This is a genomic window from Bradyrhizobium sp. SZCCHNRI20481 (assembly GCF_032485055.1).
In the GTDB taxonomy this organism is placed as follows: domain Bacteria; phylum Pseudomonadota; class Alphaproteobacteria; order Rhizobiales; family Xanthobacteraceae; genus Bradyrhizobium.
This window is the reverse complement of sequence record NZ_JAUEUE010000013.1, coordinates 222,265-235,244: the sequence shown is the minus strand read 5'-3', so window position 1 is coordinate 235,244 and position 12,980 is coordinate 222,265. Positions and strand designations below refer to the sequence as shown.

Annotated in this window: 14 protein-coding genes; 10 read left to right on the top strand and 4 right to left on the bottom strand. The window is 66.5% G+C overall.

All coding sequences use genetic code 11. The annotated features are described in order from the left end of the window. Positions 1-304 precede the first annotated feature (304 nt). Positions 305-598, top strand: a complete 294-nt coding sequence (locus tag QX132_RS22370; protein ID WP_315772939.1) for an HdeA/HdeB family chaperone — start codon at positions 305-307, stop codon at positions 596-598. A gap of 104 nt (positions 599-702) precedes the next feature. Here QX132_RS22370 and QX132_RS22365 read toward each other — a convergent pair whose 3' ends face one another. Continuing rightward, positions 703-1,395: a phytanoyl-CoA dioxygenase family protein gene (locus QX132_RS22365; protein ID WP_316162912.1), complete on the bottom strand. Its 693-nt coding sequence runs from the start codon at positions 1,393-1,395 to the stop codon at positions 703-705. A gap of 313 nt (positions 1,396-1,708) precedes the next feature. Between QX132_RS22365 and QX132_RS22360 the strand changes: the two genes are divergently transcribed. Continuing rightward, complete coding sequence (locus tag QX132_RS22360; RefSeq protein WP_316162911.1) at positions 1,709-2,092, top strand: hypothetical protein; 384 nt, start codon at positions 1,709-1,711, stop codon at positions 2,090-2,092. A gap of 287 nt (positions 2,093-2,379) precedes the next feature. After that, positions 2,380-2,637 carry a hypothetical protein gene (locus QX132_RS22355; protein ID WP_315740867.1) on the top strand — a complete coding sequence of 86 codons (258 nt, stop codon included), beginning with the start codon at positions 2,380-2,382 and terminating at the stop codon, positions 2,635-2,637. Between the two features lie 422 nt (positions 2,638-3,059). Here QX132_RS22355 and QX132_RS22350 read toward each other — a convergent pair whose 3' ends face one another. Then, positions 3,060-4,328 carry a DUF892 family protein gene (locus tag QX132_RS22350; protein WP_316162910.1) on the bottom strand — a complete coding sequence of 423 codons (1,269 nt, stop codon included), beginning with the start codon at positions 4,326-4,328 and terminating at the stop codon, positions 3,060-3,062. A 291-nt stretch (positions 4,329-4,619) separates the two neighbouring features. Between QX132_RS22350 and QX132_RS22345 the strand changes: the two genes are divergently transcribed. Both QX132_RS22345 and QX132_RS22340 read left to right on the top strand, forming a co-directional pair. Continuing rightward, positions 4,620-5,120 (top strand): hypothetical protein, encoded by a 501-nt coding sequence (locus QX132_RS22345; protein ID WP_316162909.1) that lies wholly within the window; start codon positions 4,620-4,622, stop codon positions 5,118-5,120. Next, the gene (locus QX132_RS22340; RefSeq protein WP_316162908.1) at positions 5,120-5,494 is read left to right on the top strand and encodes a hypothetical protein; all 375 of its coding nucleotides are present in this window, start codon (positions 5,120-5,122) and stop codon (positions 5,492-5,494) included. The genes QX132_RS22345 and QX132_RS22340 overlap by 1 nt, the downstream gene beginning before the upstream one ends. Positions 5,495-5,520: 26 nt before the next feature. Here QX132_RS22340 and QX132_RS22335 read toward each other — a convergent pair whose 3' ends face one another. Then, positions 5,521-6,336, bottom strand: coding sequence for a hypothetical protein (locus QX132_RS22335; protein WP_316162907.1), 816 nt, complete (start codon positions 6,334-6,336; stop codon positions 5,521-5,523). A gap of 251 nt (positions 6,337-6,587) precedes the next feature. Here QX132_RS22335 and QX132_RS22330 point away from each other — a divergent pair, with 251 nt between their 5' ends. Together QX132_RS22330 and solA are read left to right on the top strand one after the other, a co-directional pair. Beyond that, positions 6,588-7,352, top strand: a complete 765-nt coding sequence (locus tag QX132_RS22330) for a crotonase/enoyl-CoA hydratase family protein (RefSeq protein ID WP_315758028.1) — start codon at positions 6,588-6,590, stop codon at positions 7,350-7,352. A gap of 21 nt (positions 7,353-7,373) precedes the next feature. Further along, the gene (gene solA, locus QX132_RS22325; protein WP_316162906.1) at positions 7,374-8,567 is read left to right on the top strand and encodes an N-methyl-L-tryptophan oxidase; all 1,194 of its coding nucleotides are present in this window, start codon (positions 7,374-7,376) and stop codon (positions 8,565-8,567) included. Positions 8,568-8,579: 12 nt separating this feature from the next. Here solA and bla read toward each other — a convergent pair whose 3' ends face one another. Continuing rightward, positions 8,580-9,467, bottom strand: a complete 888-nt coding sequence (bla, locus tag QX132_RS22320; RefSeq protein WP_316162905.1) for a subclass B3 metallo-beta-lactamase — start codon at positions 9,465-9,467, stop codon at positions 8,580-8,582. Positions 9,468-9,574: 107 nt separating this feature from the next. Here bla and QX132_RS22315 point away from each other — a divergent pair, with 107 nt between their 5' ends. The 3 genes from QX132_RS22315 (at position 9,575) to QX132_RS22305 (ending at position 12,646) form a co-directional block, all read left to right on the top strand. Beyond that, positions 9,575-11,251, top strand: coding sequence for a bifunctional metallophosphatase/5'-nucleotidase (locus tag QX132_RS22315; protein WP_316162904.1), 1,677 nt, complete (start codon positions 9,575-9,577; stop codon positions 11,249-11,251). Between the two features lie 111 nt (positions 11,252-11,362). Further along, a complete protein-coding gene (locus tag QX132_RS22310) occupies positions 11,363-12,292 on the top strand; it encodes a histone deacetylase family protein (RefSeq protein ID WP_315740876.1) in 930 nt (309 codons plus the stop codon). A gap of 102 nt (positions 12,293-12,394) precedes the next feature. After that, positions 12,395-12,646, top strand: coding sequence for an exodeoxyribonuclease VII small subunit (locus tag QX132_RS22305; RefSeq protein WP_315740877.1), 252 nt, complete (start codon positions 12,395-12,397; stop codon positions 12,644-12,646). Positions 12,647-12,980: the final 334 nt, after the last annotated feature.

The following is a 12,980-nucleotide window of genomic DNA, read 5'->3' as shown; positions in this document are numbered from 1 at the left end:
AAAGTTCAGCACGAAGACCTTAGCTGGTCATTGATCTACTTGCAATTGAGTCAATCGAAAACTTCGCCTTCAACTGTGCTCGCTTACCTCGGAGAGATGGAGCGAGCATGGGCCAGCTAGCCGAAGGCGTAGCCCGCCGCGCTTCCTCTGATTGAAGCCGCTGCCGTTCTTGACTTCCGCCATCGATCCAGCCAGTTCTATCTGCTCAGGTGCCGGCTCGACCGTGGTCACGCAGTTCGGCTCCTCATTCGCGAAGCCTCTGCATAGTTCGTTGTTTTTCACCAAATCCATTCGGAGCAAGAATATGAAATCTGTCGTTGCGACGTTGTTTGCCGCGGCCCTGATGCTGTCGTCCGCGCCGGCGTCGGCCGTCGTTCTCGATCTCTCCACCATGAGCTGCAAGCAGTTCGTCGAAAGCGGCGACGACGGTATCAAGATGGTGCTGATCTGGCTCGACGGCTGGTACAAGGGCGACCAGGACGAGGCGATCTTCGACACCGAGGTGTTCCTCGAGAACGCCAAGAAGTTCGGCAAGTACTGCGCCGAGCATCCGACGGTCAGCATCGTCACCGCGGCGGAGAAGATCCTCGGCAAATAGGCAAATAGGATGGCTGCGGATCGTCAGCGCGCAGGCGAATGAACACGCTTTCCGCACGCACGCCACCGCAGGTGACTTTGCGGCTGCTCGGCCCCTCTCTTCGTCTAGACCCCGAGCCACTCCAGCCCGCCCGGCAGTTCGTCCGCGGCAAAATCGATCTGCAGCACCCGGCGATGGCCGGGCTGGGTTGAGGGCTCCGAAGCGTGCAGGATCGGCGTCGCGTAGAGCCAGATGTCACCGACGTCGGCGCAGCACGTCGCCGTGCCACAGCGCGCGACCGTCGCGGCCACATCGCCTTCCGAAATGCGACCGAGGCGGTGCGAGCCTGGAGCGATCAGCAGCGGCGCGTTGCCGTCCGGCACGACGTCGAGATGGACGCGCAGGGTGACCATGCGCGCGAGCACCTCATAGGGCGGCGCGACGTGTTGTAGGCCCCCCTTGATGGTCCAGGGCCCGAACCCGGTGACATCGATGCGCTCGCGGACGACGATGGTGCGGTCCTGATGCCAGGGCACGGCCCAGTTCGACGCGGCCGTCTTGTCGAAATAGACCGCCCGCACCGGGCGAGTGGCGTCACCGAGAACCGCGGCGCCGGCGGCGCCGACCGGTCCGGCATTGGCGAGGAACGGCCTGAGCGCCGCGACGCCGTGCAGCCGGCTGCCCGCCTGCTCCGGTGCGTGGCCGGACAGCGCCTCGAAGAGAGCGCGCAGGGCGGACGCATCGAGCGCGGCCGCGATGTGCAGCGCACCCGTTTCCGCGACGAGTGAGGCTTGCTGGGGAGAGAGTGCGACGGTCATGCGTGAGGGAGACTAGAGCGCGGCGCCGGCGCTTGGCAATCACTCTCCCCGCTCTTCGCCATCAGTCCGAACTTGCGCCGGGAGAGCAAGAGAGGCGCGAAGGTGATCCGCAACGTCTCGGTGTGCCACCCTGCGACAGAAGACTATACCGCGGACGGCGCGGCTGGCCGCAAGTTTCGATGACCCCGCATGAAGACCGCAGCATCCGGACACACTCAGACGCAACTCATTGCGCCAGCTTGGCGCGGAGGCTGCGTTGAAGAAGCGTGCCGCGCCCCGTGCGGCACCTGCCCTTTCTTCATGCGAGAGTCCCATGTCGATCAGCTCCGTCACGACGCCCCTCGCGGCGCCTTCGTCGCAGACCACCTCGGCCACATCATCCACTTCGGCGACGTCTGCGACGTCATCCTCGTCGGCCACGAGCTCGGCTGACAGCACGTCGGAAAGCTCCTCCGGCAGCGGCGGCTCGTCGTCGGGCAAGACCGTCGTCAGCGAGGTCTCGATCACGCTCGACGGCGTCACCACCACGACGATCACCTATTCCGACGGTTCGACCGAGGTGACCAAGACTGCCGCCAGCTCGGACGGCAGCAGCAAGGGCGCGCAGACCTACAACGCGCAAGGCGCGACCAACAGCGCCGCGAGCAACGGCGTCTCGGGCAGCGCGGGCACGGCGAGCACGACCGTGACGACCTGAGGCCTCGCAGGACGCGCGACACGCCTTCGCTCAGGGCTGATGATGCCGTCTCGACCGGAGGCGTAGGTTCCGAAGCCGGAACCGTTCGATCTCTCAACACTGTCAGGGCGGCACGGGGACAGGCCATTCCGCCCGGCGACGGTTGCAGGCGATGCTCAACCGTCACGTCCGGTGACACCGCGAAGCCACACTGCGCTGACGATGTCACGCGCGTGTCATTGTTAATTTGCGCCCTCGCTCCGAGTCACGCCTGTTAGCAGGCAGCTGCGACAATGGGGAGGATGTCGATGTTGCGGGGTGTGATCGGTGCGGGGATTCTGATCCTGGCGATGGGGTCCGAGGTACAGGCGGCCAACGAGGCCGGTCCTGAGACCCGGATGTCCTGCTCGGAGGTGCGCTACTACGTGGAGAAATACACGGCCGAGGTGGCCGAGATGTATGCTCGCAGCCGCGGCGCCACCGATGCGCAGATCAGCCGGGCGCGGCGCTGCCTGTCGACGAACCATTTCCGCAGGGCGGAGCGGGTGCACAGCTATACGGAGTAAGCGGGCGAAAGATTCGCAAGGGATGGCTCTCGTCCGGCCATGATCGCCTGTGGTTATGGATTCCGGGCTCCCGCGCGCTGCGTCGAACGGCTGCGCCGTTCGCGCGTGAATGCCAGGGATGACGGCTGGGGAGAGAGCAGCGCTCGCAAGATGCAGAGCATATCGGCCGAAGGCGTGACGCTCGACCCATCCTTCAGGGCACACGCGGCGCCCTGAAAATGGTCATCATACCCCGCGCAGGCGGGGTATCCAGTACGCCGCGGCGTCTCGACTGAAGTCGACCGTTTCGGAGTACTCGATCGCCCGCCTGCGCGGGCGATGACAGTTGTTGTGACGCAATGTCTGCGCTGCGCTCCACGGTGGCGTCTGCGCGCCACGGCGGCCTGCATGGCGCAAGCGCCGCGCAGGTCCCGCTCCCCGCCTCACGCCTGCTCGATCGCGGCCGGCATCTTGGCGACCGACATCAAGGAGCGCCCGACCTGGTTGAGGAGCTGATCGGCATTCTCCTCCTCGGCCAGCGACTTCGACAGCAGCGCGACGACGGCGCTGTGGCGGAGCTGGGAGGCGAGATTGCGCGCGGTCGTGTAGCCCGACATCTCGTAGTGCTCGACGCGCTGCGCGGCGCCGATCAGCGCGAGATCGGCGGCGGCGTCCTCCTTGTCCTCGGCCTGGGTCATGATCTCCTGGCCCTCCTCGATGAGGCCCATCATGCCCTTGCAGGGCTTTGCCCGCGGCGTCTTGCCGAGCAGCTCGAAGCATTCGTTGATGCGCTCGATCTGCGCTTCGGTCTCGACCAGATGCTGCTCGAACAATTCGCGCAGCTGGTCGAAGCGCGCGGCCTCGGCCATCTTCGGCAGCGCCTTGGTGATCTGCTTCTCGGCATGGAGAATGTCGCGCAGCTCGTCCATCAGCAGATCGCTCAGGCCGGATTCGTCGGCCGGCGGCGAGCTTTCGGTGACGATCGACGACGCCGCGCCGGGCTCACCGGCTTGGATCGCCGGCGACTCCGTGAAGACCCAGTCGCCACCCTCGTTCCAGGGGCCGCGGGTATCGATCTCGCCATGATCGCCGGAGCCCGTGGAATCGTTGAAGAACTGGTCGACCAGGCCCGGCGTCGGCGCGAGGCGGCCGATGCTGAAGGCCGGCTTGCCCATGCTCTCGAGCGCCAGCGCGAACGCCTTCATGTGGGTGATCTCGCGCGTCATCAGGAACTGCAGCGCGTCCTTGGTGCCGGCATCGTCGGTGAAGTTGATCAGCCGCTCGTAGACGATCTTGGCGCGCGCCTCGGCGGCGATGTTGCTGCGCAGGTCAACGTCGAGCTCGCCGGTGATCTTCAGATAATCGGCGGTCCAGGCATTGCCTTGCGAGTTGAACAGGTTCACACCGCCACCGCCGGCAATCGCGATCAAGGGATCGGCCTCGGCGGCCTCGCGATCGAACTTCGACGGCTTCAGATGCAGACGCGCCAGGGTGCCGACGACCTCGAGATGGCTGAGCTCCTCGGTGCCGATGTCCATCAACAGGTCCTTGCGGTCGGGATCCTCGCAGTTGAGGCCCTGGATCGAGTACTGCATGGCGGCGGCGAGCTCGCCATTGGCGCCGCCGAACTGCTCGAGCAGCATGTTGCCGAAGCGCGGATCGGGCTCGTCGACACGAACGGTGAACATCAGCTTCTTGACGTGGTGATACATCGGGGGACCTCGGAGCGTTGGAGGGGACGCAGTCATGTCCGAACGGCCCGACCACACGGTTGTTCCTTACCTCTCGCCCCGGAACCCGAGCGCCGGCTGCCTGCGCCGGCCGCTTCTTATGCACACTGTCGCACTATAGGCGGGCGCAGACGACACCCCGGCAACGGACGTGCGGGACCGGCGCGCGCAAGCATCTGCGCCGGCTACCGCCATACATCCTGTTGGCAGCTCGACGACTGCCTCTTGCTAAGCTTTTCCCTGCTCGCCTAAGCTGTTCAGCTGGAGAGTGACATGTTGATGCGAACACCGGCCAGGGAGAAGCCAGGTCTCGGCGCGCGAGTCCGCCGGGTCATCGCGCGACTCCGCGACCACGCATCGTCATTCACGTCATCATCGCCCGCGAATGGGGCGACACTGCGGAAGCCGTCCTACGTTGTCGACGATGAGCCTGACGACAGCAACATGGACGTCGCGCTGGCGGCGCTGATCGATCAGATTGAACGTCCGGCGCGCACGCCGCCACCACGGTTTCCGAGTCTCGCGCGCGTCACGTCATCGCGTCAGGCGCCGCACATCCCGGTGTACGAGCGGCCACCCTATTTCGACGTCGCGCCGCGCCCCGTCGAGGTCGAGCCGCGGCGGATGGCCTATGATGAACCCGTCGAGCGCATTGTGCCCGAGGACGAACTGTCGGAACTGCGCAAGGATCTGATGAGCGCGATCTCGGCGCGGCTCGGATCGCCGGAGGACCATCTGGCGACGATCAGGACCCTGCTGAGGTCGGTGAAGTAATGTGGGGCCGCAGCAATATCGGCAAGACGGTCGAGGAGCTGACTGACCATCTGCGGCTGGTCGATCATGTCCGCGCGCTGCAGGACGGCCAGAAGGAGATCGCCGAGGCGATCAGGGCGGTCAACAACCGCCTCACCTCGATCGAGGCCGAGTTCAGGGTGCTCAAGGCGGAGACCCAGCGCGACGCGTTGCGCGAGGTGCAGCACGCCGTGCAGGGTGTCCAGGGCTCGGTGCATGACGAGCTGACGCGCATGGCGACGCGGCTGGTGGTGCTGGAGCAGGCACTGCGGCGCGAGGCTGTCCGACAGCAGGCATCGCCGGCCGCCGGCCCGCGCCCGCCGGCTGCCCCGCCCCGCCCGGACGGATCACGCTGAGGCGCGACAACTGGACCGCCGCAGACTCAGCCCAACTTTGCCGAGCGGCTTGCAATCTCGATGATGACGCTGCCGCTCTTGGCGTAACCGTCCGGCACAAAGGCTTCGCCCGGAGCGAGTTCGCGCATGTCCTCCGCGTCCCTCGGCTTCGGAAAGCCCTTGGCGCAGGCCGTGCTGATCGTCTCGCGATCGGCGTAGCTGACGGCGGCGACCACGCTGCCGGGGGTTGGCCCGGCCGCGAGCTTCGACAGGCCGAAATATTTGAGCTGCTCCGAACAGCTAACGACGTTGGTCAGGTAGGCTCCCGTCGTGTCCTCGGCCTGCAGCAGAAAATCGTACGACATTTCGATGGACCCGCCGCTGGCACTGGCGAAGCCGACGCGCGCCACGCCGGTCTCGACCACCCCCTGCCCCATATGCCCGGTCAGGCAGACGAGCACGTCCTGCGCTTCGTCCCTGGTGGTGGAGATGACGCATTCATTCACCTGCATGCCCGGCTGGAAGCCGCGAAATTTGTAGGCGCCGCCGACCTGCTCGAACACGACCGCGCCGCCGAAATCGGTCGCGTGCGGCTCGCAGCCGCTGCCATAGCTCACGACCAGCAGCGGATTGCTGGAGGCCAGGAAACGTCCCTGCTGCCGCTCCGGCTTCAGGGTGACGTCACAGCGGCGCCCCTCGGAGTCGGGATAGGATCTGGCGCGCTTGCAGGTGGTGCCCGCGATCGCGCCGGGCGCGCAGAACAGCGACAGCAGCGCGCGGTTGGTGGCGGCAGCCTCAGCGATCCCCGGGAAGGCGTGACAGAGCAGCAGCAGCGACAGCAGCACTGAAAAGACCTTGGTCATCGAATTGCCTTGCAAAAGATCGCAGTTCTGCGCGGGACGATAGCGGACGCCGATGCTGTTGCAAACCAGTCGTAAACCACGACGAGAATCATGGCGAGCGCTCGCCTGCGATCACGCCCGCATTCCCTCCGCGACCAATGACCGCTTCAGCCCTTGGCGCGACCAGCGGATGATGTAGGCTGCGGCGAGACGCAGGACTGGACGAATGATCGGCGGCAACGCAGCGGCCGGCGCACACGCATGAGGGGCCCATGACCGACCATCTGATCGTGACCGACGAGGGCGAGACGCGGACGATCAAGCTCAGGCGCCCGGAGAAGAAGAACGCGATCACCCAGGCCATGTATCTCGGCATGAGCGATGCGATCGACACCGCGCAGAACAATCCGCTGGTGCGATGCATCATCATCACCGGCGGCTCCGGCGTGTTCACGGCCGGCAACGATCTCGAGGACTTCCTGCATGCGGGGTCGGCCGGCAACGACGCCGCGCGCACCTCGGCGGCGACCAAGTTCCTGTATTCGCTGGCGCATAACGTCAAGCCGATCATCGCCGCGGTCGACGGCGTCGCGATCGGCATCGGCACGACGATGCTGTTTCACTGCGACTACGTGCTGGCCTCCACCACGGCGACGTTCTCGACGCCCTTCATCCATCTCGGCCTGGTGCCCGAGGGCGCCTCGAGCCTGTTGATGCCGCAGACCATGGGCTATCAGCGGGCGTTCGCGATGCTGGTGATGGGGCGCACCATGACGGCGACGGATGCGCAGATCGCCGGCTTCGTCAACACGGTGGTGGCGCCGGGCCACACCGAGGTCGAGGCGCACAAGGTGGCGCGCGACATCTGCCGGCTGCCGGCCGAGGCGGTGGCGATCGGGCGCAAGCTGATCCGCACCGCGCCGGACGAATTGACCCGGCGCATCGACCAGGAGGCCTATCTGTTCGCCGAGCGCATGACCTCCGAGGAGGCGGTCAGCGCGTTCAAGGCGTTCCTATCGCGCAAGAAGAAAAAATGAGCGAGGCCGCGGCGGGCGCGCATGGCGCAGTTTGATGTCATCGTGATCGGCTGCGGCGCGGTCGGCAGCGCCGCCGTGCTGCATCTCGCCAAGGCCGGGAGGCGCGTGCTGGGCATCGACCGCTTCCAGCCGCCGCACCGCTTCGGCTCGACCCATGGCGAGACCCGCATCACCCGCGCGGCAATCGGCGAAGGCGTCGACTACACGCCGCTGGCGCAGCGCTCGCACGCGATCTGGCGGGCGCTGGAGCGAGAAACCAGCACGCGGCTGTTCGAACAATGCGGCTGCCTGTTCATTCCGAGCCAGCACGGCGGCGAGGTCCACGGCGTCAGCAGCGCGCAGTTCTTCAGCAACATCGAAACCGCGGCGCGGCTGCACGGCGTCGACGGCGAGACGCTTTCCGCGGAGCGGTTGCGTGCGGATTATCCGGCCTTTGCCACCGCGCCCGGCGATCGCGCCTTTCTCGATCGAGAAGGCGGCTATCTCCTGGTCGAGGACTGCGTGCGCACCGAGCTCGCGGTCGCCGCGCGCCATGGCGCCGAGTTGCTGACCGGCCGGCGCGTGACAGCGTTTCGCCGTGCCGCGGGCGCCCTCACCGTGACCATGGACGACGACACGACGGCGTCGGCCGACAAATTGATCGTCACCACCGGACCATGGATCACCGAGATGATCGCGCCGCTGCGCCGCCGCGTCCACGTCACCCGGCAAGTGCTGTACTGGTTCGAGCTCCTGTCCAATCCGCAGCATTTTGGACCGGGCACGCCGGTGTTCATCTGGGACGTCACCGGCCGCGATCGCGCGGCCTCCGACATCTATGGCTTTCCCTGGCTGGGCTCGCAGGACAATGGCGTGAAGATCGCGAATGAAGTGATGACCGGCGAGACCGATCCCGACGACGTGGCGCGCGAGGTGACCGCGGACGAAATCGCCGCGACCTATGAGACCTATGTCCGCTCCTTCGTGCCGGATCTCGGCCCGCGCTGCCTGCGCAGCGAGGTCTGCCTCTATACCAACGCGCCGGGCGGCCGCTTCGTCATCGACCACGATCCGGGTGACGCCGACGTGATCTACGCCTCGGCCTGCTCGGGCCACGGCTTCAAGCATTCGCCGGCCGTCGGCGAGGCGCTCGCGGCGATGGCCCGGGGCGAGACGCCGTGCGTCGACCTCTCCGGCTTCACACTGGACCGGCTCGCCGCCGCCGATCCAGCATAGCGGGCGCCGCAACTACTTTGCGGACTGCAGCGCAGCCGTCTGCTTGGCGAGGCCTTCGTTGAACTGCGTCTCGAGCTTGTCGAGATAGGCGTTGAATTCACCCGGCTTGACGAACGGGTTGGGCGCGCCGTCGGCAATCTTCGCTCGCTTTCCGGCCATGTCGTACATCTCCGGATGCGGCGCCAGCAGGATGTCGGGATGCGCCGTCTTGGCCCAGGCGAAGGTCTTCTTGTAATCGTCGACGATGCCCGGATAGGTGGGACGGCCGACCAGCCGGTTCAGCGCCACCGTTGCGCTGCAGAAGAAGATCAGGCTGCGGGTGGCGTCGCCATCCTTCACGTCGGTCGTCCAGCTGGTGCAGCCCGGCGAATGGCCCGGCGTCTCGTGCGCCGTCAAGGTGACGCCGCCGAGCGTCACGGTGTCACCCTCGCGTACGGCGCGGTCGACCTTGACCGGCGGGAAGCCGAGATAGCGCTCCTCCTCGCGGCCCGGATAGAAGCCGCCTTCCAGCAGCGGCACGTCCTTGGCGCCCGCCACCATCTGCGCCCCGGTCTCCTGCTTGACCTGCGCCAGCCCGCCGGTGTGGTCGATATGGGCGTGGGTGTTCAGGATGTATTTGATGTCGGCGACCTTGAAGCCGAGCTTGCCGATGCTGGCCTCGATCTGCGCGGTCGATTCCGGCATCACGGTATCGATCAGGATGTGGCCCTGCGGCGTGGTGATCAGGTAGGAGGCGAGCCCGTTGGTGCCGACGTAATAGACGTTGTCGATCACCTTGAACGGCTCGGTCGGCTTATTCCACGCCGCGACCATCTCCTTCATCAGGTCCGGCAGCGATTGCGCTGCAGCGGAGCCGGCCACGAGCGACAGTGTGGCGGCGAGCAGCATCATTCTTTTCATTCCGGCCTCCCGATGTATTGTTGTTATGAAATCATTTTATGTCATTGCGACCGCGGCGGGGCAATCGCGCTTCGTCCCGCGGCCCCTGCATCACACGTGACCCTGCCATGAGCCGTCTCTCCCGCTTCGCCCTCGCCTGCCTGCTGACCGGTGCCGCCGTTGCCAGCATCGCCGGCCCGCCAGCATCGGCCGAGGACGAGCCGGTGGCGTTGCGCATCCTCGCCATCAACGACTTCCACGGCAATCTGAAGCCGCCCGCCTCCGGCATCCGCGTCGCCGATCCCGCCGATCCAACCAAGACCACCGTCGTTCCTGCCGGCGGCGCCGAGCACATGGCGAGCCTCGTCAAGCTGCTCGCCGACGGCCAGCCCAACACGATCTTCGTCGCCGCCGGCGACCTGATCGGCGCGAGCCCGTTCCTGTCGGCGATGTTCCACGACGAGCCGACCATCGAATCGATGTCGCAGATGGGGCTCGCGCTGTCGGCGGTCGGCAACCACGAGTTCGACGAGGGCAAGGCCGAGCTGTTGCGGATGCAGAACGGCGGCTGCCATCCGACCGATGGCTGCGGCGGGCCGCAGCCGTTCACCGGCGCCAAATTCCATTATCTCGCGGCGTCGACGTTCCTCGCCGGCACCGACAAGACGGTGTTTCCGCCCTATGAGATCCGCACCTTCGAGGACATCCCGGTCGCCTTCATCGGGCTGACGTTGAAAGGGACCGCCGGCATCATCTCGCCGGCGAGCGCGGCCGGCCTCGACTTCCGCAACGAGGCCGAGAGCGTCAACGCGCTGATCCCGGAATTGAAGGCCAAGGGCGTGCAGGCGATCGTCGTGCTGATCCACGAGGGCGGCTGGCCCTCGGGCGGCATGAACGAATGCCCCGGACTGTCCGGACCGATCGTCGACATCGTCAAGGAGCTCGACAGCGCCGTCGACATCGTCATCTCCGGCCATACCCATCAGGCCTATGTCTGCACCGTCGACAAGCGGCTCGTCACCTCGGGCGACAAGTTCGGCACGTTGGTGACGGCGATCGACGTCAAGCTCGACCGCACCACGCGCGACGTGATCAGCGCCACCGCGACAAACATCGTCGTCGACACCACCCTGCCGAAGGATCCGGCGCAGACCGCGCTGATCGACGCCTATGAGAAGCTCGCGGCGCCTTACGCTAACCGCCCCGCCGGCGTGCTTGCCGCGACACTGTCGCGGCTGCCGAACGCCTCCGGCGAGAGCGTGCTCGGCGACGTCATCGCCGATGCCCAGCTCGCAGCGACAGCCGCGGCGGACAAGGGAAGCGCGGTCATCGCGATGACCAATCCCGGCGGCATCCGGACCGATCTCGTTCGCCGCGACGGCGGCGCGGTGACCTATGCCGACGTGTTCGCGAGCCAGCCGTTTCGCAACCAGCTGACGACGGTCACCCTGACCGGCGCCGAGATCAAGGCCGCGCTGGAGCAGCAATGGCTCGACCCGGCGCGGCCGCGCATCCTGCAGGTCTCCAGCGGTTTCTCCTATGCCTTCGATGCGAAACAGTCCGCGGGCGCTCGGATCGACGCCGCCAGCATGATGCTCGACGGCAAGGCCATCGACCTCGCCGCGTCCTACCGGGTCACCATCAACAACTACCTTGCGCTCGGCGGCGACGGCTTCACCGCGTTCAAGAGCGGCCGCGATCCGATCACGGGACCCTATGACGACGAGGCGCTGTTCGCCTATCTCAAGTCCAATGGCCCGCTGGCCCCGCCGCCGCGCGGCCGCATCGTCAACAAGGCTTCGTGACGCCTGCCGCGCCCGCCGGAAAGCCGGTCATATCGCCCGCGGGGCTCTTTCCGAGGCTGCGTTCAGCGCATAGATTGGGCACTCCCGCAACGCGCGAGTGGCAGAGCCCTGATGTCGACGCTGTATCTCTCTCATGAAGCCTGCCTCGATCACGCCACGCCGTCCGGCCACCCAGAGCGCGCCGACCGCCTGCGGGCGGTCGAGGAGGCCCTGACCGAGGAGCGCTTCGCCCTGCTCGATCGCGACGAGGCCCCGGAGGCCGATATCGAGCTGGCCCTGCTCTGCCACAACGAGCACTACGTCACCGAGCTGCGCCAGATGGCCCCGACCTCGGGCATCATCTATCTCGACGGCGACACCTCGATGTCGCCGGGCACCTGGGAAGCCGTGATGCGCGGCGTCGGCGGCGCCGTCGCGGCAACCGAATCCGTGATGTCCGGCCGCCACCGCAACGCCTTCGTGGCGGTGCGTCCGCCCGGGCACCATGCCGAGATCGCGAAGCCGATGGGCTTCTGCTTCTTCGACAATGTCGCGATTGCCGCCCGCTATGCCCAGCGCACCTTCGGCATCGAGCGCGCCGCCATCGTCGACTTCGACGTCCACCACGGCAACGGCACCCAGGACATCTTCTGGGCCGACAAGAGCGTGATGTACTGCTCGACCCACCAGATGCCGCTGTTCCCGGGCACCGGCGCCCGCGGCGAGCGCGGCGAGCACGACACCATCGTCAACGCGCCGCTGGCCTCCGAGGACGGCAGCCTCGAGTTCCGCTCCGCCTTCGAAAACCTGATCCTGCCGCAGCTCACCAAGTTCAGCCCCGAGCTCGTGATGATCTCGGCCGGCTTCGACGCCCATTACCGCGACCCGTTGGCGTCGCTGAACCTGCGGGCGGAGGATTTCGGCTGGGTCACCCGCAAGCTGATGGATCTCGCCGACAAATCCGCCGGCGGGCGGGTCGTTTCGGTCCTGGAAGGCGGCTATGACCTTCAGGGGCTTAAAGAATCCGTCTCGGCCCACGTTGCGGCCCTGACCGGGGCGTGATCCCCAGGTTCCAGCCGATCCCACCCTCGGCGGGGCCTGACATGGCCGCGACCGGGGTGTAAAAGCACGGCCCCGGAGTTGAGTGAGCTGCAGGGAACCCGCATGGCGGACAACACCGTAACCGACGTCAAGAAGCTGTCGTTCGAGCGCGCGATCGAGGAGCTGGAATCGATCGTGAAGCGGCTCGAGGACGGCAAGGTGCCGCTCGAGGAGTCGGTGGCGATCTATGAGCGCGGCGAAGCACTGAAGCGGCGCTGCGAGGAGCTGCTGCGCCAGGCGGAGGCCCGGGTCGAGAAGATCACGACCGACGCCAGCGGCCATGCGACGGGAACCGTGCCGCTCGACGTGCAATAGCGGCTTGCGGCCGAACGGCCCTCTCCGAGCAACAGTCCGGATTTATTTCGCTGCCGCCGGGCGCGAGTTGACGCGGGCAAAGCGCGCCTCTCAATCGTGCAATTCAGCCGCAGATCGGCGCAACTGCATCGAAGAGCTCGGCCGCGAGGTGGCCCTCGGCGAAGTCTCGGCCGCCGCGTTGGCCACTTGAGACCCAGAGGTGCGTCCTTCGTTTACCATGCGACACGATTTGAATCGGCAGTTCGCCCCTGATCCTGTGATCGTGCCGATCCAGGTCCGCGATCATCCGGCGCAATCATGACGACGTGCTTCGCTCGCAGCTCTTTCGCATCGA

Excerpts from the sequence above, each read along its gene's own strand:
- QX132_RS22370 (WP_315772939.1), top strand. The coding sequence starts at position 305 with ATGAAATCTGTCGTTGCGACGTTGTTTGCCGCGGCCCTGATGCTGTCG.
- QX132_RS22365 (WP_316162912.1), bottom strand. The coding sequence starts at position 1,395 with ATGACCGTCGCACTCTCTCCCCAGCAAGCCTCACTCGTCGCGGAAACG.
- QX132_RS22360 (WP_316162911.1), top strand. The coding sequence starts at position 1,709 with ATGTCGATCAGCTCCGTCACGACGCCCCTCGCGGCGCCTTCGTCGCAG.
- QX132_RS22355 (WP_315740867.1), top strand. The coding sequence starts at position 2,380 with ATGTTGCGGGGTGTGATCGGTGCGGGGATTCTGATCCTGGCGATGGGG.
- QX132_RS22350 (WP_316162910.1), bottom strand. The coding sequence starts at position 4,328 with ATGTATCACCACGTCAAGAAGCTGATGTTCACCGTTCGTGTCGACGAG.
- QX132_RS22345 (WP_316162909.1), top strand. The coding sequence starts at position 4,620 with ATGTTGATGCGAACACCGGCCAGGGAGAAGCCAGGTCTCGGCGCGCGA.
- QX132_RS22340 (WP_316162908.1), top strand. The coding sequence starts at position 5,120 with ATGTGGGGCCGCAGCAATATCGGCAAGACGGTCGAGGAGCTGACTGAC.
- QX132_RS22335 (WP_316162907.1), bottom strand. The coding sequence starts at position 6,336 with ATGACCAAGGTCTTTTCAGTGCTGCTGTCGCTGCTGCTGCTCTGTCAC.
- QX132_RS22330 (WP_315758028.1), top strand. The coding sequence starts at position 6,588 with ATGACCGACCATCTGATCGTGACCGACGAGGGCGAGACGCGGACGATC.
- solA (WP_316162906.1), top strand. The coding sequence starts at position 7,374 with ATGGCGCAGTTTGATGTCATCGTGATCGGCTGCGGCGCGGTCGGCAGC.
- bla (WP_316162905.1), bottom strand. The coding sequence starts at position 9,467 with ATGAAAAGAATGATGCTGCTCGCCGCCACACTGTCGCTCGTGGCCGGC.
- QX132_RS22315 (WP_316162904.1), top strand. The coding sequence starts at position 9,575 with ATGAGCCGTCTCTCCCGCTTCGCCCTCGCCTGCCTGCTGACCGGTGCC.
- QX132_RS22310 (WP_315740876.1), top strand. The coding sequence starts at position 11,363 with ATGTCGACGCTGTATCTCTCTCATGAAGCCTGCCTCGATCACGCCACG.
- QX132_RS22305 (WP_315740877.1), top strand. The coding sequence starts at position 12,395 with ATGGCGGACAACACCGTAACCGACGTCAAGAAGCTGTCGTTCGAGCGC.